The sequence below is a fragment of the Ancylobacter sp. SL191 genome (assembly GCF_026625645.1).
Lineage (GTDB): Bacteria > Pseudomonadota > Alphaproteobacteria > Rhizobiales > Xanthobacteraceae > Ancylobacter.
The window spans coordinates 754,001-773,965 of record NZ_CP113056.1 but is presented as its reverse complement, the minus strand read 5'-3'; the positions used below and the strand labels follow the sequence as shown (position 1 = coordinate 773,965).

Below are 19,965 nucleotides of genomic sequence, written 5' to 3'. Positions count from 1 at the left end.
CGCTCGCTATATAGTGCCGTGTTCGATCTTATCCGTGGAGAATTCCCGTTGACACGCTCGGATTCAGCCACGTCAGTTGCGGTAGCCTCTCCGGTTCCGTCGGCGGTGGCGACCCGCTCGCCCGCTGATTTGCAGCGGCAGGTCGAGGTGCTTCATCTGCTTTTGGCGGAAAGTGCCGCCGTCCTTCGTGCGCACAGAGCGAACCAGAAATCGCAGGCAACCACATTCGCGCCGTGGATTTATTTCTATTGGCCCATGTCGTTCAAGGCATTTGAGAAGAAATACCTTCGACCTTTACTCAGATTTTTTAAGTAAAACGCCTAGTGTGGTGCTGGTAATTCAAGTATGAAATATAAATTCGAATTCATGAAGCAATTATTTGAAGCTTCTGCATTTTTTGACAAAAATTGGTATTTAGATAATTATCCGGACGTTGCTGAAGCCGGTGCCAACCCGGTCGAACATTACATCCAGCATGGCGCGCGCGAAGGGCGAAATCCGGGCCCTCATTTCGATACGCGCACGTATCTTGACTGCCGCCCGGACGTGGCCGCCGCAGGCCTCAATCCGCTGCTTCATTTCTTGCAGTACGGAATAATCGAAGTCGCCGCGCTGCCTCCCGCAGCGATCGTCGTCGAACTCGAACGTCGCGGCATTTCCTTCGGCGACGAGCTGCCGCAAGCGAACGCTGTCTCTGCGCCGGTGGCGGGCCCTGCCGTGCATTACGCAGCTAAAACCGGTCCGATCGCCGTGTTTGTGTCGCATGACGCAAGCCTTACCGGTGCTCCGGCTGTGCTCGAAGTGATCGCCCGGTGGTTTCAGAACCATACGGACTATGACGTCCGTATCATTTGCCTCGAGGATGGACCGAGATTCGAGGCCTTTCGGCAGATTGCCCCCGTTCTTCGGCTCGATAAGTCTGATTGGGATGAAGATACGACCGACAACAAGCGGGCGAAGGTACGCGAATTCGTCGGTGCGGCTCCTGCTTTCACCTTCATCAATTCAATCGCCTCGGGAAAATACTGCCAGATTGACCCCTACGATTCGCCGCGCCTGGCGTTCGTCCATGAGCTGGAGAAAGTCGCCGACCGCTTCCCGCTTGAAGAGCTGCTCCTGCGCGAGAGGGTTGATCACGTTCTCTGTGACGGCGAGCCCGTCGCCGAATTTCTGCGCGCGCGTGGCTTCGCGGACGACCGCTTGAGCGTGCGCTCCTGCTTTATCGACCACAATGGTCTTACGGCGCCGCTACGCGCATCCGAAAAGGCCCGGCTGAAAGCCTCGATGGGGTGGCCAAGCGATGCCAAAATCGTCATGGGCTGTGGCACCGTGCATTGGCGCAAGCAGCCGCAGACCTTCGTCCGCATGGCGACGGCCATCACCGGCGACGTGCGCTTCATCTGGATTGGTGACGGCGAAGACCTCGAGGCCATACGCGAGCTGATCAAGATGGCCGGGGTGGCCGATCGGGTCGAGTTCATCGGCACGCGCTCGGATTTTCGCGAACTGCTTCAGCTGGCCGATGTTTTCGCGCTCACCTCCAGCGAGGATCCGTTCCCACTGGTCTGCCTGGAAGCGGCCCTCGCCTTCGTCCCGTCCGTCATCTTTCGTGAGGCGGGCGGCATTCATGCCATGGTGGTGCCCGAGGGCCTCCCTCCCGCCGGTCGGGCTGTCACACTGGGTGATGAGGCCGCCTTCTTCGCCGCCGTCCAGGCGCTTCTGGATGATGATGCCGTGCGTCAGAGCTGCGGCCACGTGGCGCGCGAGCGGGTCGAGGCGCTCTACACGACCGATCGGGCGTGCATGGAGATACTGCTGACGCTGCGGCGGGTTGCGGGTATCCCGCCACGCGTCTCTGTTCTGGTGCCGACCTACAACTCGGCCAAATATCTGGAGCCGCGGCTTAGCTCGATCGCGAATCAGACTTTCAAGGATGTCGAGATCGTCCTGCGAGACGACGCCTCGAAGGACGAGACCGTACCGATGCTGGAGGCCTTTGCCCGCGAGCATCCGCTGGCCCGCGTCCTCCGGGCGGAGACGAATAGCGGATCCGTCTTCAGGGCTTGGTCGGAAGTGATCAAGACCGCCACCGGCGACCTGCTCTGGATCGCCGAGGCCGACGATGTGTGCGAGCCCGACTTCCTCGCGAAGATCGTTCCAACCTTCGCGGCGTCAGGCATCCGGCTCGCCCATGGCCGGTCGATTCCGATGAACGCGCAAGGCGAGATCGTGGGTGACTATGCCACCGCCTATCTCGATTCGATTGCGCCCGGGCGGTGGAAGGCCTCCTTCGATATTCCCGCCCGCCTCGAGGTCAATGCCGCGCTGGGGCGCGGGAACTGCATTCCCAATGCCAGCGGCGTCGTGGTGCGGCGCGGTTCGGCGCGGCGCGCGGCGGCGGTCGCCGTCGATTTTCGGCTGGCCGGCGACTGGGCCTTCTACCTCGCCGCCATTCATGGCGGCCGCATCGCCTATGTCCACGAGGCGGTCAACTATCATCGCCGCCACGATGAGACGGTCACTCACCGGATCGAAGGCACCCATCTCTACTTCCAGGAACTGGCCGATACGAACGCGCTGACGCGCCATCTCTACGGTCCCGACGAGGCGCGCGATGCGGCCTTTGCCCAGCGGCTGGCGGGGGAGGCTGCGCGCTTTGGCTGGTCCGAGCCTCTGCCAGCGGGGCGGGTGCCGGAAAGTGCCGCACGGCCTCGGCCGCCGGGCGTGCTCTATGGCGTCGGCGATCTTTCAGGTGGTGGCGCACAGATGTTTGCGGCGCGATTCGTCAGCGGCTGGCTGGAAAAGGGGTCGCCAGCCGTGCTGTTCACCACCGGTCACCAGCCTGCGCACGAGGCGGTGCTCTCGGCGATTGCCCCGGACGTCCCCGTCCTGTCGGCGGCCGAGATCGAGGCGCGCGGATTGCCCGCCATCATGCGGGACTACAATCTGGAACGCGTGGTGACCGGGCACTGGTGGGCCGACCGGTGGATGGCGCGGACGATGGATGCGCTGGCTGACAGCGAGCGCCCGCCATGGACCGTCATCATGCATGGCTGCCACGAGAACGTTCTCGATAACCTCGAGGAGTTCGACGACCATCAGGAGGTCTTTACCGCCGCTGAGCGCCATGTCGCGCTCTGGGTGTGGACGGCTGCGAAGAACAAGCGGGTCTTCAGTCAGGGTTATGTGACGCCACGAGCGACGGTGAACATTACCAACGGCTTCACGGCCGTGTCGACCCGCCCGCTCGCGCGCCAATCGCTTGGTATCCCCGACGACGCGGTGGTGTTCACGCTTGCCAGCCGGGCGATCGCCAGCAAGGGCTGGCTGGTGGCCATGGAGGCCTTCGCATGGCTGCGCCAGCATGTGCCCAATAGTGATCGGGCGCATCTGTTGCTGATAGGGGACGGCCCGGTCGCGAGTGAGATCGACGCCATGCCATTGCCGGATGGCGTTCATCGCGTGGCTCATACGAGCCGCCTCGCGGACTATATCGCCCTCAGCGATGTCGGGCTTCTGCCGAGCTGGTTCCCGGGCGAGTCTATGCCTCTCGTGCTCATTGAGTTCCTGGCGCAGGGCAAGCCTGTTATCGCCTCCGACATTGGCAATTGCCCCTGGGTTTTGTCGAGCGGCGAGGGAAAGCAGATCGCGGGTATCGTGGTTGAGCGTAACGCCGAGGGGGTGGTCACCGCTGAGAGCCTTGCCGCGGCGATGCGCCTGTTCCTCGACGATGAGCTGGCCTCACGGCAGATGGCGCGCGCGGCTACCGAGGCTTTCGCGAAGTTCAGCTTCGACGCGATGATCGACAGCTATGTGGGCGCGATCGATGCCGCGGTGATGTCCGGACGGTCGATGCGTGCGGAACTGGGCTGAAGGCGTCCACCGGCCCGTTGCCGCCGGCGTGGGGGATTCAAGGCTTCCGAGCCCGGCGGGCGCGGAAGAGGCCGCACGGCGATGCAACGTGGTTCGCGAGCGCGTCACGTCCTCGCAGCCCATCCATCATGCCGATCTGGTCTCTGCCCCCGTGGGGGCCCTCCCGGAGGAGGCTGCGCGGTGGTCCGACTTGTTGAAGTCTCGGGAATGGATGGTCGGAGTGGCAGGATTTGAACCTGCGACCCCCTCGTCCCGAACGAGGTGCGCTACCAGACTGCGCTACACTCCGCCGCGGCGCGAGCCTCTAACATGCGAATGAGCCGGGTAGCAAGGGCAGCGGGTCGTGAAATCGTGGATCGTGCCCAGCCTGTGGATGACGCGGACCGAGGGATGGTTGAAAGCGGCGCCGTCCTGTGGCTATGTCCGCCCCGCGCCAGCCGGCTGATGGGGCGTCGCCAAGCGGTAAGGCAGGGGATTTTGATTCCCCCATGCGGAGGTTCGAATCCTCCCGCCCCAGCCATCGGCCGCGCCGCTCACAATCCGTCCCGCCAGGCAAAGCCCAGAACGTTCGCCGTGTAGCTCTCGACCAGCGTGCTGAAGGCCCGGCCGTCCGGCAACGTGAGCACGGCGCGGTGCTCCAGCACAAAGGCCGGTATGGCGAGTGGCTGCGTGCCTGGCGCGGGCAGCGGCGCGTCCATCTCCCATCCTTCGGGCAGCGGTTGCCACAAAAGCGTCGCGGCGAGGGTCTGCCGGCGGAAGCGCAGCGGCTGCACGACCCGGCCGAATGAGGTGTCGGTGGTCTCGAGCTGCTGGTTCATCTCCGGCGTGAGCCGCGCGGGCACGTACCAATTGTCGGCTTCCGACAGCACGCGCTCCCCGCAGGCCAGCCGCACACGGCGATAGCGCACCGGCTCCTCCGCGCCGACCCCCAGCATCTGCCGGATGGCGTCGGTGGCCGGCTTGTCGGCGCCCGTCACCCGTTGCGCGACAATCTTCGCGCCGGCCGGCGCCAGCCGGTGCGCGGCGCACCAGCGGTCCAGCGTCAGCGTCGCGCTGGGGTTGCTGAGAAGCTCGGCATTGAGGGTCTGCAGCAGGGCGAGCGCGCCGAGGCGGGCGGTGGCGGTGTCCGGCCAGGCGCGCAGCGGGGGCTCCTGCGCACCCAGCGGTCCCGTAAGTAGGACGAGGAGGGCGGCGGCAAGACCGGATCGGAGCGCTGAAGAGATCACGACGGGGGCCTCGTGGGAGGGGCAATGGGAGGGTCTCTGTTGTGCCCGCCCCTGAGGCGAGCTGGCAATCCCGTCGCGCCGCGTCCCCATTCTTCGGTGGCTCGGCTCGGAGATGCGGTCCTTCAAATAGTCCTTTGCCCGGTGAGGCCCCATGCTAGAAGCGGGCGATCCTTTTCCAGACAGGCGCGTTTCCCGTGCGCATCCATCTCGTCAATCCCAACACCACCGCCTCCATGACCGAGAAGGCCGCCGCCGCCGCGCGGGCCGTGGCGTCACCGGGCACGCAGATCATGGCCGCGACGTCCAGCATGGGCCCGGCCTCGATCGAGGGCTTCTATGACGATGCGTTGGCGCTGCCGGGCCTGCTGCGTGCCATAGCCAAGGCCGAAGCGGGTGAGGCGGGCGCTGTCGACGCCCATATCATCGCCTGTTTCGACGATACCGGCCTCGATGCCGCCCGCACGCTGGCGCGGGCTCCCGTGGTCGGCATTGGCGAGGCGGGCTTTCATCTCGCCAGCCTGATCGCCCATCGCTTCGCCGTGGTGACGACGCTGTCACGCTCCGTGCCGGTGATCGAGGCCAACCTCGCCCGCTACGGGCTGCTGGCGCGTTGCTGCGCCATCCGTGCCTCGGAAGTGGCGGTGCTGGAGCTGGAAGACCCGGCCTCGGACGCGCGCGCGCGAATCTCCGCCGAGATCGGCCGTGCCGTCGCCGCGGACAAGGCCGAGGCCATCGTGCTCGGCTGCGCCGGCATGGCGGACCTCGCCCGCGCGCTGGCCGAGGAACATGGCGTGCCGGTGATCGACGGCGTGGCGAGCGCGGTGGCGCTGGCCGAGGGGCTGGTGCGCACCGGCCTCGCCACCTCGAAGGCCGGGCCCTATGCCCCGCCGCGTGCGAAGCCCTATGCGGGCCTGCTGGCGGAGTTCGCGCCGCGCCAGCCCTGAAGGGCGTTGACGCCCGCTACGTCAGTTTCTGCAACAGGGCAACCAGTTGCGCCCCTTCACCGGGGGTGAGCGGCTCAAGCGTGCGCTGGGTGATGGCCCGCGACGCCTCTATGGCGGCGTCGGCAACGGCGAGGCCACGCTCGGTGAGGCCGGCGGCCTGGCGCCGCTTGTCGAGCGGGTCGTCGGCGCTCAGGACGAAGCCGCGGCCGGTGAGCCGGTCGATCACGCCCTTCACGGTGGGCAGGTCGAGATGCAGCAGGCGGCCAAGGCGCTGATGCGAGCAGGGGCCGACCTCGCGCAGCCGCACGAGTAGCGCGAATTGGGGAGCTGTCAGTCCTTCGATCATGCCGGCCTCGAACAGCCCGGCATGGCGCTGGGCGGCGAGGCGCAGGACAAAGCCGAACTGGTCGTCGAGACGATAGGGCGCCATCGGGGCGTCGTCCGTCGTCTCGCTGCCCCCGCGTCGTCCGGCCATCATCTCGTCCCTGATCTGTGTGATGCATCTCAGCATGAATGAGCCGGCTCGCAAATCTCGAAGCCGGAACATCGTTAAATTACAGGATGATGCACAGGAATTGGTCAGGGCTCGGTCGCGAGGTTCGGAGCCGCCGGGATGGACCCGTCGCTCAGGCCGCCATGATCGATGCGATAGCTGCGGTCGCAGATGGCGTCGGTCAGGTCGCTGTTCTGTTCCGAGATGAGGATGGACAGTCCCTGCGCCTTCATGGATGCGATCGCCTCCATCATCTGATCGACAATAATGGGGGCGACGCCCTCCGAGGGTTCGTCGAGGAGAAGCAAAGCGGGGTTGCTGACGAGCGCGCGCGCCACCGCCAACATCTGCTGCTCGCCGCCGGACATCTGCCCGCCCGGCCGATCGCGCATCGTCGCGAGGTTCGGAAACAGCGCGAAGACGGCGGCCTCGTCCCAGACCCTTCCGCCCATGCCGGGGCGTGGCGGGCGGCGGGCGATGGCGAGGTTTTCCGCGACGGTGAGTTCGGTGAAGATGCGGCGGTCTTCGGGTACATAGCCGACACCGGATCGGGCGATGCGGAAGGTGGGCAGGGCGGTAATATCCTGCCCCTCCAGAGAAAGCCGGCGCGCGCGGCGCTGCACCAGCCCTAGGATCGCCTTCAGCGTGGTGCTCTTGCCGGCGCCGTTCGGTCCGATCAACGCCACCGCTTCGCCGCGCCCCACGGTGAGCGACAGGTCGAACAGGATCTGCGCGGCGCCGTACCACGCCTCAAGACCTTCGATGTCCAGGATCGGGGAACTCATGCCCGGCCTCCGCCGCGCCGGCCGAGATAGAGCGCGGCGACGTTGGGATCGGCCCGCACCACGTCCGGCGTGCCCTCCGCGATCAGGGCGCCGCGCGCCAGAACGATCACCCGGTCGGCATGGCCGAAGACCACGTCCATGGAATGCTCGGTGAACAGTACAGAAATACCGCTCCGCTTGGCGAGGTCGCGCACCAGCGCCATCAGGGCCAGGCGCTCCGTCACGCTCATGCCGGCGGTCGGCTCGTCCATCAGCAGCAGTTTCGGCTGTGCGGCCAAGGCCATGGCGAGTTCGAGGCGCTTCACGTCGCCATAGGCGAGCGTGGCGGCGGGCGCGTCGGCCAGCGCGGCCATGCCGGTCTGCCCGAGCAGCCCGTCGGCCTCGCTGCGCATCCGCGTGGCGGCGGGGCGGGCGAAGCGGAAGATCTGCCGAGCGGCGGCCAGAAGCGCCATCTGCACATTCTCGCGCACCGTCATCGAGCCGAAGACCTGCGCGACCTGGAAGGTGCGCCCGACGCCGGCCAGCGCCATGCGGCGGGGCGAGGCGCCGGTAACATCATGCTTGCCCAGCCACACCCGGCCGGAATCGGCGCGGATCTGGCCGTTGACGATGTTGAAGCAGGTGGATTTGCCCGCGCCATTGGGGCCGATCAGGGCGAGCAGTTCGCCGGCGGCGAGGGTGAAGCTCACCCCGTCGAGCGCGCGCACGCCGCCATAGGCCTTGCTGAGATTCTCCACCGCGAGCACGCTCATCGCCCGCCCCCGCGCCGCAGCAGGGCGACCGCGCCGGCGATGCCGCCGGGAACGGCGACCACGATCAGCAGGATGAGCGCGCCCATAAGTGCCCGCCAATACTCGGTTTCACGCATTACCGTGTCCTGCAGCAGGGTGAAGCCGGCGGCGCCGAGCAGGGGGCCGGCGAGGCTCTGCACGCCGCCGAGCAGCACCATGACCAGTCCGTCAATGGAGCGGCTGACCGCGATCGTTTCCGGCGAGATCGAGCCCTTGGCGAAGGCGAAGAGCGCGCCCGCCGCGCCGCCCAGCGTGCCCGCCACGATGAAGGCCAGCCAGCGCACCCGCTGTACGAAAATACCGCTCGCTTCCGCCCGCCGGGCGGAATCCCGTGTCGCCCGCAAGGCGTAGCCGAAGGGCGAAAAGGCTAGTATCCGCAACAGCATGACGCCGGCCGCCACGATAGCGAGAGCGGCGAGATAGAGCCCGGTGCGCGTGTCGAACGGCGCTTGCGGCCAGATGCCGAACAGCCCGTTGGAGCCGCCGGTAACATCCTCCCACTGATAGACCACGGACCAGACGATCTGCGCCACGGCGAGCGTCAGCATGGCGAAATAGACGCCTTCCAGCCGCACCGCGAGCCCGCCCACCAGCGCCGCGCCGAGGGCGGCGACGGCGATGCCGACGGCGAAAGATGTAGGCGTGTCAAGGCCCAAGGCGGTGGCGGCAAAGGCGGCGCCATAGGCCCCGAGACCGAAGGAGGCGGCGTGGCCGAAGGAGGCGAGGCCGCCCGGCCCCATGAGGAAATGCAGCGAGGCGGCGAACAGCGCGGCGATCATCACATCGAGCGCCAGCACCGGCGCATAGGCGAGAGCGCCGCCGAGGAAGGGCAGGGCGGCAAGGCCTAACGCTATGAAAATGAACGTGAATCGTCCTCTGCCGGCGAGCGGGCGCAGCGGCGGCTCGACATGGGCGCGGCTGGCCGACGGAGGTATCAAAACACCGAAAAGACCGTGCGGGCGCAGGATAAGTACAACGGCCATCACGAGAAATTCCGCCACCAGCGTCAGCTTGCTCATGTTGAAGGCGAAGCCGGCAATCTCCACGATTCCGAGGGCGGTACACAGCGCCTTGATCTGCGCCACCAGCAGCGCGGCGAGATAGGCGCCGCGGATCGAACCCATGCCGCCGACCACCACGACGACGAAGGCGTCGCCCAGAACTGTCAGGTCGATCAACAGGTTGGCGGGCTCGCGCGGCATTTGCAACGCGCCACCCAGCCCTGCCAGTCCCGCCCCCAGCGCGAAGACGGCGGTGAACAGCAGCGCCTCGTTGATGCCGAGCGCGGCGACCATCTCGCGGTCCTGCGTGGCGGCGCGGATGAGGTGGCCGAAGCGGGTGTAAGTCAGTGCAGTGTGGAGGACAGTCAGGACAATGGGGCCGATGAGTGCGAGCAGAATGTCGTATTGCGGCAGCCGCCGGCCGAGCAGGTCGACCGCCCCGGTCAGGCCGGGCGCGCGGGGCCCGAGAATGTCCTCCGGTCCCCACAGCCAGAGCGCGGCGTCGTTGATGATGAGCAGCAGGGCGAAGGTGGCGAGCAGCTGGTAGAGCTCGGGCGCGCGGTAGATCCGCCGGAGCACGGTGAACTCGACCAGCGCGCCGAGCACCCCCATGGCCAGCGCCGCCGCCAGCACGGCGCCCCAGAAGCCGAGGGGGCCGGGCATCATCGGCGCCAGCGTCACCGCGACATACAGCCCGAGCATGTAGAACGAGCCGTGGGCCATGTTCACGATGCGGGTGACGCCGAAGATGATCGACAGGCCGGCCGCCACCAGAAACAAGGTGGAGGCGGAAGCCAGCCCGTTGATCGCCTGAAAGGCCAGGGCGGGAACCAGCGGCCATTCGGCGGAGAACGCCTGAAACGACGCCTCGAAAGACATGATGGCGGGTTCCCCGGCGCTTTCAGTCGTTGTGCGTCCGTCGAGCGTGGTCAGTCGGCGGCGGGGCGCAGCGCCTTCACCTCGGCGTCAGACGGCAGCACGCTCGCACCGTCGATATAGCGCGCGCCCGTCATCACCCCCGTGCCGTGCTTGACCGCCGTGGTGCCGACAAAGGCGCCCATGGTCGCCTGATGATCGCTGGCGCGGTAGATGAACGGCCCGAACGGCCCGCTGACCTCCAGCCCCTTGAAGGCGGCCACCATGCGCTCGGCGTCGATGCCGCCCGCCGCGCTTGCCTTGGCGAAGCCGGCGGCGAGCGACTTGATCGTCGCATAGCCGACCACGGAACCGAGGCGCGGCGGCTCACCATAGGCGGCCTGATAGGCGTCGAGGAAGGCTTTGTGCGCGGGAAGCGCGATGTCGTACCAGGGATAGCCCGTCACCACCCAGCCGACCGGCGCCTCGGCCTTCAGCGGGTCGAGATATTCCGGCTCGCCCGACAGGAGGCTCACCACGAACACGCCGTCCAGCGCCGAGCGTGTGTTGGCCTCGCGCACGAATTTGGCAAGGTCCGGCCCGAACAGCACGTTGAACACCGCGTCGGGCTTGGCATCGGCGATGGCCTGCACCACCGGGCCGGCATCGAGCTTGCCGAACGGGGTGGCCTGCTCGGCGACGAATTCGACATCGGGCTGGGCGGCGCTGAGCAGCTTCTTGAAGGTGGCGGCGGCCGACTGGCCATATTCATAATTGGGGTAGACGATGGCCCAGCGCTTGCGCTTGGCGGCCACCGCCTCCGGCATCAGCATGGCGACCTGCATGTGGGTCGAGGCGCGCAGGCGGAAGGTGTAGCGGTTGCCGTCCGACCAGGTGATCTTGTCGGTGAGCGGCTCGGCGGCGAGGAAGAACACCTGCCGCTTGGCGGCATAGCCGGCGACCGCCAGCCCGACATGGGAGAGGAAGGTGCCGGTAAGCGCGTCGACCTTCTCGCGCGTCACCAGTTCCTCGGCCACGCGCACCGCGTCGCCGGGATTGCCGCCATCGTCACGGGTGATGAGTTCGAGCGGGCGCCCGGCGATGCCGCCGGCGGCGTTGATCTGGCCGACCGCCAGCTCCATGCCCTTGCGGTAGGGCTCGAGGAAGGCCGGCTGCGCCTTGTAGCTGTTGAGCTCGCCGATGCGGATCGGTTCGGCCGCACCCGCTGGCGCCGTGAAACCCAAGGGGGCGCCGAGCGCGAGGGCCGCGCCGAGCAGCACCGTCCGAACCATCCTGCCGCGCATCATCATCTGCCCCACGCTTTGAAACCCGGCGACAAGGTATCGCCCGCCCGCCTCACGTCCAGCCCCGTTATAGGAGGCTCGTCCCTTACGGCCCGATCTCGACGTCTGGCTCGGGCGCCGATGAGGGGCGGCGGGACGCCATGAGCGCGCCGCCGACGATCAGCGCGGCGCCCGCCAGCGTGCTCATGGAAGGCACCTCGGCGAAGGCGAAGAACCCGATGCCGACCGCCCAGATGAAGGCGGTGTATTCGAACACGCCGAGCCGGCTGGCATCCGCGCGCTTATAGGCCGAAGCCATCAGCAGATGGCCGCCCGTGCCGAGCGCGCCAATGATGAGGAAGGTGCCGAGTTCGGACGGCGCCGGCGCGGTCCAGCTCGGCACCGCCAGCGGCACGATGATGAAGGCGGGCAGCAGGTTCTGCAGCAGTACGATGGTCGGCAGCGGGTCATGCGCGGCCCGGCTCTTCAGCGCTACCATGGAGAGCGCATAGGTCACGGCCGAGGTGAGCGCGGCCGCCAACCCCCAGGCATTGCCGGCCCCCGCGCCCTCCACCTCGTGCCAGAGCACGACCAGCACGCCGGCAAAGCCCAGCACGAGGGCGAAAATGATGGTGCGGTCCGGCCGCTCGCCCAGCAGCAGGGCCGCGAACAGGGCGATGAAGATCGGCGCGGTGAAGGAGAGTGCCAGCACCACGGCGAGCGGCAGCACGGCGAGGGCGTAGAAGAAGCTCAGCGCCGTCGCCGCGACTACCACCGAGCGCCACATATGCGGGCGCAGCGTGGCGCGGCTCGGCCAGGGCGTGCGCAGCGCGCGGAACACCGCGAAGGCGATCAGCGTGCCGCAGACATAGCGCATGGCCGCGATCTGCGGCGTCGAATGGCTCGCCGAGGCGTGCTTGATGACGGCGTCCATGATGGAGAGCAGGCCGATGCCGGCAATCGCCGCCATGGCGGGACCGAGCAGGGCCAGCTTGACACCAGCGCCGGAGGGAAAGCGGATCATGGATCAGTCCGCCCGGCCGGGGACGGCGCCCGGTTCCGCCGGCGCGCCGGCGCGGAGGGGGAGGCGGTAGGCATATTCCCACGTCGCGGAGAGGTCATGGCATTCGCGCGGCTCGCCCTGCCGGCGAAAGCCGCAGACCTCGTAGAAGCGGTGCGCGTTGGTGAATCGCGTGTCGGTCCACAACCGGATTTCCGGCGCGCCGCGCATCCCGGCGACGGCGCGGGCGGCGTCCATCAGCGCGCGGGCAATGCCCCGGCGGCGGGCGCGGGCGGCGACATAGACCTTGGTGATCTCCAGCGCGCCGGGCGGGGCGTCGGTATCGCCGGTGGGGGCAATGGCGAGCGAGCCGATGACGCCCGCCTCATCCTCGGCCACCCAGATGAGGCCGTCGCGGGCGGCGAAATGGCGGGCGATGGCGTCGAGCTCGGGGAATTCGGCGGCGCGGTCGAAGATGCAGCCGGGATATTCCGCGAAGGCCGATTCGATCAGCGCGGCAATGGCATCGCCATCGGCATCCTCGGCCGGGCGCAGGTGAAAGGCGGTCACGACAGCACTCCGGCCACCGGCGTCGTAAAAAATCGGGCGGGACTGCGTGTAGAATTCGACGCGGCGGCGCGGGCGGACTATGTTCGCAAGGTCTTTCCGCGTAAAGCGTAATCCGTATGCTGGTGCACGAATTGAATGTGATGGGCCCATGCCGGACCCTCGAGCGTTGTACCGGCACCCGTCCGTCCCGGAGTCGTCGATGAAGCTTGCCCGTCTCCCCGATAGCCGCCCCACCAGCCGCCTGATGGACCGCCGCCGCCTGGTCAATCTGGCCGGGCTGACGGCGCTCGCCGCGCTGACCGCGGCTTGCTCGGCCACGAATCAGACATCGGCGCCGCAGCCGATGGAGCCGGCCATGCCGCGCTTCACCTCGCCCATCACGGCGCAGCAGGTCATCGGCAAATGGGGCCTCGCCGCCTATCACCGGCCGGAGGACGCGGCGCGCACCGAGGCGCAGGCCCGCGAAGGCTGCCGCCAGCCTTATGTCATCAGCGCCGGCCCCTCGGGCGGCTTCATGATGTATCTCGCCGACCAGTCGCAGCCTTCCGAGGTGGTGTCGAAGCAGGTCGCGCCCGGCCCGATCTATATCGGCCTGCCGGACGAGCCGCCGGGCTCGCAGACCGACCGCGAGGTGGTGCGCTTCGACGGGCAGGTGCTGGTGCTGAAGTGGATGGACCCGGAAGTGGCCGGCCGCTACGGCACCATGGTCTATGTGCGCTGCCCCTGAGAGCGGCTGAGCCAAGCGCATCTGAGCTGACCTTGCCCTGAGAACGGGCCGCGCCCGCGCTGGCGCGGCGGTAATTCGGCACTAACCGGAAATTAACCATGGGGAACCAACCTGTGGTTCATTCCCTGGTGCCGGATTGCCCCCTATGCGCGCTGATTCGTGCCTCGCCCGCCTCACCGCCGCGCTGCGCGGGAGCGTCCTGACCGGCAGCGCCGCCCTGCTCTTGCTGGCGGCCACAGGCGCCGCGCAGGCGCAAAGCGGCATGGAGGGCTTCGCCTCCTCCTACCAGCTCTATTCCGGCCAGCGCAGCGGCACGGCGCCCGCCCGCGCCCGCCCCGCAACCAATAGCTGGGGCGGCTCCGGCTGGCAGCCGGGCGCGGCGAGCGTCTATCCCCCGAGCTATGCCGGTCCGCGCCCGAGCGTCGATGTTGGCGCCGGCTATGGCGGCACCGCGCGCGTGGTCGGTGGCGGGACGGGCGGCACCACTGCGGCCCCGCGTGGCACCATCACGGTCACGACCTCGGCCGGCCCAGCCTATCCGGCCTCGACCTATGCTGGCGGGGACGTCGTCCTGCCGCCCGGCGCGGTGGGCGCCGCGCCCACCCGTCCGTCCGCGACGCGCACCGCCGCCGTCGCGCCGGGGGGCGGCTATGATGTCGAGAACTCCTATGACGAGGACGGCCCGCCTCTGCCGATCCACCGCAGCGCCAGCGGCGGCAAGGGCGTCGATCCCAAATACAACAAGCAGCTGGTGCGCTATTCCAGCGCCGATCCTCCCGGCACCATCATCGTCGATACCGGCGCGCGCTATCTCTATCTCGTGCAGGCTAATGGCACGGCGCTGCGCTACGGCATCGGCGTCGGCAAGGAAGGCTTTGCCTGGAGCGGCACGCAGCACATCAGCAACAAACGTGAATGGCCGGAATGGCGCCCGCCAGCGGAGATGATCGCCCGCCGCCCGGACCTGCCGCGGGTGATGGAAGGCGGGCCGGAAAACCCGCTCGGCGCCCGCGCGCTCTATCTCGGCGACACGCTCTACCGCATCCACGGCACCAATGAGCCGGAAACCATCGGCCAGGCGGTGTCGTCCGGCTGCATCCGCCTGCGCAATGAGGATGTGACTGATCTTTATGAGCGCGTGCGTGTCGGCGCGCTCGTGCGGGTGATCTGATGCGCTGCATCTGATCCGGCCATCCCCCGTCTGCATGGCTCCTGCCCCCGCCCGGCGCTTGGAGCCGGCCGGTCCCTCCGCTATGGTCCGCGCGATTTTGGGTCCGCGCGATTTTGCGAGCGCGAGCAGGAGCGGCACATGGCGGGTAGCGAGGCTGAGAGCGGCGGCGAGACCCATTTCGGCTTCCGCACCGTGCCGCTGGGCGAGAAGCAGCGCATGGTGGACGAGGTGTTCCACTCGGTCGCGCGCCGCTACGACCTGATGAACGACCTCATGTCGATGGGCCTGCACCGCGTGTGGAAAGACCTGCTGGTCTCCCGCCTGCGCCCGCCCAAGACCGACCGGCCCTTCGCGCTGCTCGATGTCGCCGGCGGCACGGGCGACGTGTCGTTCCGAACGGTCGAGGCGGGCGGGGCCGGCACGCGCGCCACGGTTGCCGACATCAATGGCGGGATGCTCGGTGTCGGGCGCGAGCGCGCCGCGTCGCTGGGCCTCGCCGAGCGGGTGGAATTCGTCGAGGCCAATGCCGAGAGCCTGCCCTTCGCCGACCGCTCGTTTGACGCCACGACCATCGCCTTCGGCATCCGCAACGTGCCGCGCATGGACAAGGCGCTCTCCGAGATGCGCCGCGTGCTGAAGCCCGGCGGTAAATGCTTTGTTCTGGAATTCTCCCGCGTCGACGTGCCGATGCTGGACGCGATCTACGACACCTATTCGTTCAAGCTGATCCCCGGCATGGGCAAGATGGTCACCGGCGACGCCGAATCCTACCAGTACCTCGTCGAATCGATCCGCCGCTTTCCCGCGCCCGAGCTGTTCGCGCAGATGATGCGCGAGGCGGGGCTGAAGCGCGTCGGCTACACGCCGCTGACCGGCGGCATCGTCTGCCTGCACGCCGGCGTGCGGATCTGAGCCGGTGGCCACTCCCCTCGGTGATTTTCTCCGCCTCGCCCATGCCGGCTTCGTGCTGGCGCGCGAGGGCGTGCTCTCGCGCATCGACCCCGACCTGCTGCCTCCTGGCTCCGAGCCGCTGTTCCGTCTCGCGCGGCTGGTGGAGCGGCGCGGGCCCGCCTCCAGCGCCGAGCGCCTCGGCGCCGCGCTGTCCCGGCTGGGTCCGTCCTATGTGAAGCTCGGCCAGTTCCTCGCCACGCGCCCGGATGTGGTCGGCCCGCAGCTCGCCCACGACCTGGAACTCCTGCAGGACCGGATGCCGCCCTTTCCACAGGCCGTGGCGGACGCGACCATCGCGCGCAATTTCGACCGGCCGACCGGCGCAGTCTACGCGACCTTGAGCGGCCCGCTCGCCGCCGCCTCGATCGCGCAGGTGCATCAGGGCACGGTGCTGGGCGCCGATGGCACAACGCGTCGCGTTGCGGTGAAGGTTCTACGCCCGGATGTGCAGCGGCGCTTCCGGGTCGACCTGTCCTCCTTCTACCGTGCCGCGCGGCTCGGCGAGCGGGCCTCGCCGGAGGGGCGGCGCCTGCGTCTCGTCGCGGTGGTGGACACGCTCGCGCGCTCCGTCGCCATGGAGATGGATTTGCGGCTGGAAGCGGCCGCGCTCTCCGAACTCGCGCAGAATACGGAGGCGGAAGAGGATTTCCGCGTGCCGGCGGTCGATTGGGACCGCACGGGCCGCGAGGTGCTGACCACCGAATGGATCGACGGCGTGAAGCTGAACGATGCCGAGGGTTTGCGCGCCGCCGGGCATGACCTGCCCGCACTCGGGCGCATCGTCATGCAGTCCTTCCTGCGCCACGCGCTGCGCGACGGCTTCTTCCACGCCGACATGCATCCGGGAAACCTGTTCGTCGATCCGCAGGGCCGGCTGGTGGCGGTGGATTGCGGCATTATGGGCCGGCTCGGCCACAAGGAACGCCGCTTCCTCGCGGAAATCCTCTACGGCTTCATCACCCGCGACTGGCTGCGCACCGCGCAGGTGCATTTCGAGGCCGGCTATGTGCCGCCGCACCATTCGGTGGAGGATTTCGCGCAGGCGATCCGCGCCATTGGCGAGCCGATCCACTCCCGCCCCGCCGACCAGATCTCCATGGCGAAGCTGCTGACCCTGCTGTTCGAGGTGACCGCGCTGTTCGACATGAAGACGCGGCCCGAGCTGCTGCTGCTGCAGAAGACCATGGTCGTCGTCGAGGGCGTCGCCCGCAATCTCGATCCCCGTCTCGACATGTGGAAGACCGCCGAGCCTGTGGTGCGCACCTGGATCGAGCGCAATCTCGGCCCGGCCGGGCGGCTGGAAGAAGTGGCGGACGGCTTCGGCGCGCTCGGCCGCTCGCTGCAGACGCTGCCGGAACTGATCGCGCAGGGCCAGCGCATCGCCACCCAGCTCGACGCCGCCACCCGCGACGGCATCGCGCTGGCGCCGGAGACGATGGAGGCCATCGGCCGGGCGGAAGGGCGCGGCAATCGCTGGATGACCATCGCGCTGTGGGTCATCGCCGGGCTGCTGGCGGGGCATCTGCTGTTCTGAGGGAGGTGCCGCGTGAGCCTCGTTCACAATGAGCGAACGAAACTGTCCGCAACCTATCTGAACGTGGTCGCCATCGCGGTGATGGCCGTCGGCGGCGTTGGCCCGATTGTCTCGGTCCTGAACGGTGGCGCGGCACCCGCCCTTGGCATCGCCGCCATCAGCGTGATTTGCCTCACGGGCAGCATCGCCCTACATTTTCTCGCACGGCGTCTTCTCGGGAGCCTTGTGTCATGACGACTGCGGATTTTCTGCTGCTGCTGATCATGCCGGTTGGCGCCCTCATCGTCGGCGGCATTGTCTATCTGGTCGCCTCGCGTGACCGCCGTCCTCATATCGGCCCGGCGGAGTGACGCCCGAACGCTGTCGTCGTTGAGCGTTGTTACGGCCGGCTTTCGCCGTGCTGGCCGCCTGCCCCTGTGCGCGGCGGGCGGAGCGCGCTATAGCGCAAGGCGACTTCCCCCGGGGACATCGGCATGTTCGCAGGCAAGACGGTTCTGCTCATCATCGGCGGCGGCATCGCCGCTTATAAGAGCCTCGACCTCATCCGCCGGCTGAAGGAGCGCGGCGCGCGGGTGCGCGTGGTGATGACGGCGGCCGCGCAGCATTTCGTCACGCCGCTGGCGGCCGGCGCGCTGGCGCATAGCCAAGTGTTCACCGAGCTGTTCGACCGCGAGGCGGAGCAGGATATCGGCCATATCCGGCTCTCCCGCGAGGCGGACCTCGTCATCGTTGCGCCAGCAACCGCCGACCTCATGGCAAAGATGGCGCATGGCCTCGCCGATGATCTCGCCAGTGCCGTGCTGCTGGCGAGCAACCGGCCAACCCTTCTGGCCCCCGCCATGAACCCGCTGATGTGGGCGAATCCGGCCACATCACGCAATGTCGGCCAGCTCCGGGCAGACGGTATCCATTTCGTTGGCCCCAATGCGGGGGAGATGGCCGAGCGCGGCGAGGCCGGGGCCGGGCGCATGGCCGAGCCGCTGGAGATCGTCGCGGCCGCCGGGGCGCTGCTCGCGCCCGCCGCGCCCGGCCCGCTTGCCGGGCGGCACCTGCTCATCACCTCCGGTCCGACCCATGAGCCGATCGACCCGGTGCGCTACATCGCCAACCGCTCTTCCGGCAAGCAGGGCCACGCCATCGCCGCCGCCGCCGCCCGGGCCGGCGCGCGGGTGACGCTGGTGGCCGGCCCGGTGAACCTGCCGGACCCTGTGGGCGTCATCGTCCATCACGTCGAGACCGCCCGGCAGATGCTGGCGGCGGTGGAAGGCGCGCTCCCGGCCGATGCCGCCATCTTCGCCGCCGCGGTGGCCGACTGGCGGGTGGCGAGCGAGGCGGGCGAGAAGATGAAGAAGGACGGCGGCGCGCTTCCGGCGCTCGCTCTCACCGAGAACCCCGACATTCTCGCCGGCGTCGCCCAGCGCAGCGCGGGGCGCCCGCGCCTCGTCGTCGGCTTCGCGGCGGAGACGCAGAATGTCGTCGCCTATGCCACCGCCAAGCGCGCCCGCAAGGGTTGCGACTGGATCGTCGCCAATGACGTCTCGGCCCAGAGCGGGATCGAGGGCGGGGTAATGGGCGGCGACCGCAACGAGGTGCATCTCATCAGCGCGGAGGGTGGCGAGCCCTGGCCCGCCGCCTCCAAGGCGGAGGTGGCCGAGCGTCTGGTGGCGCGCATCGCCGCCTTTCTCGGACCGGAGACCCCCTGATGACAGCCCCCGCTCTTCTCGACCTGCCCATCGCGGTGCTGCCCCATGGCGAGGGCCTGCCTTTGCCGGCCTATGCCACCGACGGGGCGGCGGGGCTCGATCTCGTTTGCGCCCTGCCCGAGGACGCGCCGCTGACGCTTCTCCCGCTCGCCCGCGCGGCGGTGCCGACCGGCATCGCCATCGCCCTGCCGGCGGGCTTCGAGGCGCAGGTGCGCCCGCGCTCGGGGCTGGCCCTCAAGCAGGGGCTGACGGTGCTGAATGCGCCGGGCACGGTGGACGAGGATTATCGCGGCGAGGTCAAGGTGATCCTGGTCAATCTCGGCGCCGAGCCGGTGGAGATCGCCCGCGGCCAGCGTATCGCGCAGATGGTGGTGGCGCCGGTGACGCGGGTTCATCCGGTTGTCGTTGGGAATTTGGATAAAACAACACGCGGTAGCGGTGGATTCGGCTCCACGGGTCTCGACGCGGCGGCGATAACGGGTTAGCCAAGGCGTGCCGGCCCTTTGCGGCCGCTGCCTCGCGCCCGTCCTGCCGCCCGAACCGACGAGAGCCATGCCGCGCCTGTCCGACAAGAGCCTGCTCGCCATCGCCGCTGTCGTCGACGTCGCGCTGCACGCGCGCGGCATGCCGGTGGCCGCCAAGGCGCTGGCCGCGCGGCACGACCTTCCGCCCCGTCATCTTGAGCCGGTGCTGCAGGCCCTCGTCCATGCCGGCGTGCTGAAGGGCGTGCGCGGCCCGCGCGGTGGCTATGAGCTCGCCCGTGAGCGCCGCCGCATCACCGTGGCGGAAGTGGTTCGCGTGGTGGAGGCGGAGGCCGACGAGGCGCTGGAGACCGCGCCCGCCATCGTCCGCGACATCGTGCAGCCGGCGGTGGCCGAGGCCGAGCGGGCCTTTGAATCGGCGCTGGACGGGGTGACGGTGGAGGATCTCTGCCGGGCGGCCGCGCAGGACACGCTGCGCAAGGGATTGCCCGAGGGAATCGATTTCACCATTTAATTTTGTTAATTATTTATATCCTCGACACAACGTCGTGAATAGGCTAGCCATAGCTCAACGAG

Annotated in this window: 18 protein-coding genes and 2 tRNA genes; 11 read left to right on the top strand and 9 right to left on the bottom strand. The window is 68.3% G+C overall.

Going from position 1 to position 19,965, the window contains the following annotated elements:
- Window positions 1-345: 345 nt before the first annotated feature.
- Complete coding sequence (locus OU996_RS03375) at window positions 346-3,873, top strand: glycosyltransferase (RefSeq protein ID WP_267584248.1); 3,528 nt, start codon at window positions 346-348, stop codon at window positions 3,871-3,873.
- Between the two features lie 212 nt (window positions 3,874-4,085).
- Here the strand turns inward: OU996_RS03375 and OU996_RS03370 are convergent.
- A tRNA-Pro gene (locus OU996_RS03370) sits at window positions 4,086-4,162 on the bottom strand.
- 156 nt (window positions 4,163-4,318) lie between these two features.
- On the opposite strand from OU996_RS03370, the gene OU996_RS03365 reads away from it, so the two are divergent.
- A tRNA-Gln gene (locus tag OU996_RS03365) sits at window positions 4,319-4,393 on the top strand.
- A gap of 13 nt (window positions 4,394-4,406) precedes the next feature.
- On the opposite strand, the gene OU996_RS03360 is transcribed toward OU996_RS03365, so the two are convergent.
- Window positions 4,407-5,099: a hypothetical protein gene (locus OU996_RS03360; RefSeq protein ID WP_420712685.1), complete on the bottom strand. Its 693-nt coding sequence runs from the start codon at window positions 5,097-5,099 to the stop codon at window positions 4,407-4,409.
- Window positions 5,100-5,293: 194 nt separating this feature from the next.
- On the opposite strand from OU996_RS03360, the gene OU996_RS03355 reads away from it, so the two are divergent.
- Window positions 5,294-6,043 carry an aspartate/glutamate racemase family protein gene (locus OU996_RS03355; RefSeq protein WP_267584247.1) on the top strand — a complete coding sequence of 250 codons (750 nt, stop codon included), beginning with the start codon at window positions 5,294-5,296 and terminating at the stop codon, window positions 6,041-6,043.
- A 16-nt stretch (window positions 6,044-6,059) separates the two neighbouring features.
- Here OU996_RS03355 and OU996_RS03350 read toward each other — a convergent pair whose 3' ends face one another.
- The 7 genes from OU996_RS03350 to OU996_RS03320 all read right to left on the bottom strand — a co-directional run bounded on the left by OU996_RS03350 (window position 6,060) and on the right by OU996_RS03320 (window position 12,821).
- Window positions 6,060-6,473, bottom strand: coding sequence for a MarR family winged helix-turn-helix transcriptional regulator (locus OU996_RS03350; RefSeq protein ID WP_267584246.1), 414 nt, complete (start codon window positions 6,471-6,473; stop codon window positions 6,060-6,062).
- Window positions 6,474-6,622: 149 nt separating this feature from the next.
- On the bottom strand, window positions 6,623-7,321 hold the full coding sequence (locus OU996_RS03345) for an ABC transporter ATP-binding protein (RefSeq protein WP_267584245.1): 699 nt from the start codon (window positions 7,319-7,321) through the stop codon (window positions 6,623-6,625).
- Window positions 7,318-8,073, bottom strand: a complete 756-nt coding sequence (locus tag OU996_RS03340) for an ABC transporter ATP-binding protein (protein ID WP_267584244.1) — start codon at window positions 8,071-8,073, stop codon at window positions 7,318-7,320. The genes OU996_RS03345 and OU996_RS03340 overlap by 4 nt, the downstream gene beginning before the upstream one ends.
- Window positions 8,070-9,992, bottom strand: a complete 1,923-nt coding sequence (locus OU996_RS03335) for an ABC transporter permease (RefSeq protein WP_267584243.1) — start codon at window positions 9,990-9,992, stop codon at window positions 8,070-8,072. The genes OU996_RS03340 and OU996_RS03335 overlap by 4 nt, the downstream gene beginning before the upstream one ends.
- 50 nt (window positions 9,993-10,042) lie before the next feature.
- A complete protein-coding gene (locus tag OU996_RS03330; RefSeq protein ID WP_267584242.1) occupies window positions 10,043-11,260 on the bottom strand; it encodes an ABC transporter substrate-binding protein in 1,218 nt (405 codons plus the stop codon).
- 97 nt (window positions 11,261-11,357) lie between these two features.
- Window positions 11,358-12,275, bottom strand: coding sequence for a DMT family transporter (locus OU996_RS03325; protein ID WP_267584241.1), 918 nt, complete (start codon window positions 12,273-12,275; stop codon window positions 11,358-11,360).
- A gap of 3 nt (window positions 12,276-12,278) precedes the next feature.
- A complete protein-coding gene (locus OU996_RS03320) occupies window positions 12,279-12,821 on the bottom strand; it encodes a GNAT family N-acetyltransferase (protein ID WP_267584240.1) in 543 nt (180 codons plus the stop codon).
- A gap of 199 nt (window positions 12,822-13,020) precedes the next feature.
- Between OU996_RS03320 and OU996_RS03315 the strand changes: the two genes are divergently transcribed.
- From OU996_RS03315 to OU996_RS03280, 8 genes are all read left to right on the top strand, one after another.
- On the top strand, window positions 13,021-13,548 hold the full coding sequence (locus tag OU996_RS03315) for a hypothetical protein (RefSeq protein WP_267584239.1): 528 nt from the start codon (window positions 13,021-13,023) through the stop codon (window positions 13,546-13,548).
- A 145-nt stretch (window positions 13,549-13,693) separates the two neighbouring features.
- Window positions 13,694-14,719, top strand: a complete 1,026-nt coding sequence (locus OU996_RS03310; protein ID WP_267584238.1) for a L,D-transpeptidase — start codon at window positions 13,694-13,696, stop codon at window positions 14,717-14,719.
- A 138-nt stretch (window positions 14,720-14,857) separates the two neighbouring features.
- On the top strand, window positions 14,858-15,631 hold the full coding sequence (ubiE, locus tag OU996_RS03305) for a bifunctional demethylmenaquinone methyltransferase/2-methoxy-6-polyprenyl-1,4-benzoquinol methylase UbiE (protein WP_267584237.1): 774 nt from the start codon (window positions 14,858-14,860) through the stop codon (window positions 15,629-15,631).
- A 4-nt stretch (window positions 15,632-15,635) separates the two neighbouring features.
- On the top strand, window positions 15,636-17,204 hold the full coding sequence (gene ubiB / locus OU996_RS03300; protein WP_267584236.1) for a 2-polyprenylphenol 6-hydroxylase: 1,569 nt from the start codon (window positions 15,636-15,638) through the stop codon (window positions 17,202-17,204).
- Between the two features lie 12 nt (window positions 17,205-17,216).
- A complete protein-coding gene (locus OU996_RS03295) occupies window positions 17,217-17,438 on the top strand; it encodes an amino acid transporter (RefSeq protein WP_267584235.1) in 222 nt (73 codons plus the stop codon).
- A gap of 239 nt (window positions 17,439-17,677) precedes the next feature.
- Window positions 17,678-18,907, top strand: a complete 1,230-nt coding sequence (coaBC, locus tag OU996_RS03290; RefSeq protein WP_267584234.1) for a bifunctional phosphopantothenoylcysteine decarboxylase/phosphopantothenate--cysteine ligase CoaBC — start codon at window positions 17,678-17,680, stop codon at window positions 18,905-18,907.
- Window positions 18,907-19,392, top strand: a complete 486-nt coding sequence (gene dut, locus OU996_RS03285) for a dUTP diphosphatase (protein ID WP_267584233.1) — start codon at window positions 18,907-18,909, stop codon at window positions 19,390-19,392. Before coaBC ends, dut begins: the two co-directional genes overlap by 1 nt.
- Window positions 19,393-19,459: 67 nt before the next feature.
- Window positions 19,460-19,903, top strand: a complete 444-nt coding sequence (locus OU996_RS03280; RefSeq protein WP_267584232.1) for an RrF2 family transcriptional regulator — start codon at window positions 19,460-19,462, stop codon at window positions 19,901-19,903.
- Window positions 19,904-19,965 lie beyond the last annotated feature (62 nt).

What these genes read in the sequence shown, in the direction of transcription:
- OU996_RS03375 (WP_267584248.1), top strand. Translation starts at nt 346, where the DNA reads ATGAAATATAAATTCGAATTCATGAAGCAATTATTTGAAGCTTCTGCA.
- OU996_RS03350 (WP_267584246.1), bottom strand. Translation starts at nt 6,473, where the DNA reads ATGGCGCCCTATCGTCTCGACGACCAGTTCGGCTTTGTCCTGCGCCTC.
- OU996_RS03345 (WP_267584245.1), bottom strand. Translation starts at nt 7,321, where the DNA reads ATGAGTTCCCCGATCCTGGACATCGAAGGTCTTGAGGCGTGGTACGGC.
- OU996_RS03340 (WP_267584244.1), bottom strand. Translation starts at nt 8,073, where the DNA reads ATGAGCGTGCTCGCGGTGGAGAATCTCAGCAAGGCCTATGGCGGCGTG.
- OU996_RS03335 (WP_267584243.1), bottom strand. Translation starts at nt 9,992, where the DNA reads ATGTCTTTCGAGGCGTCGTTTCAGGCGTTCTCCGCCGAATGGCCGCTG.
- OU996_RS03330 (WP_267584242.1), bottom strand. Translation starts at nt 11,260, where the DNA reads ATGGTTCGGACGGTGCTGCTCGGCGCGGCCCTCGCGCTCGGCGCCCCC.
- OU996_RS03325 (WP_267584241.1), bottom strand. Translation starts at nt 12,275, where the DNA reads ATGATCCGCTTTCCCTCCGGCGCTGGTGTCAAGCTGGCCCTGCTCGGT.
- OU996_RS03315 (WP_267584239.1), top strand. Translation starts at nt 13,021, where the DNA reads ATGAAGCTTGCCCGTCTCCCCGATAGCCGCCCCACCAGCCGCCTGATG.
- OU996_RS03310 (WP_267584238.1), top strand. Translation starts at nt 13,694, where the DNA reads ATGCGCGCTGATTCGTGCCTCGCCCGCCTCACCGCCGCGCTGCGCGGG.
- ubiE (WP_267584237.1), top strand. Translation starts at nt 14,858, where the DNA reads ATGGCGGGTAGCGAGGCTGAGAGCGGCGGCGAGACCCATTTCGGCTTC.
- coaBC (WP_267584234.1), top strand. Translation starts at nt 17,678, where the DNA reads ATGTTCGCAGGCAAGACGGTTCTGCTCATCATCGGCGGCGGCATCGCC.
- dut (WP_267584233.1), top strand. Translation starts at nt 18,907, where the DNA reads ATGACAGCCCCCGCTCTTCTCGACCTGCCCATCGCGGTGCTGCCCCAT.
- OU996_RS03280 (WP_267584232.1), top strand. Translation starts at nt 19,460, where the DNA reads ATGCCGCGCCTGTCCGACAAGAGCCTGCTCGCCATCGCCGCTGTCGTC.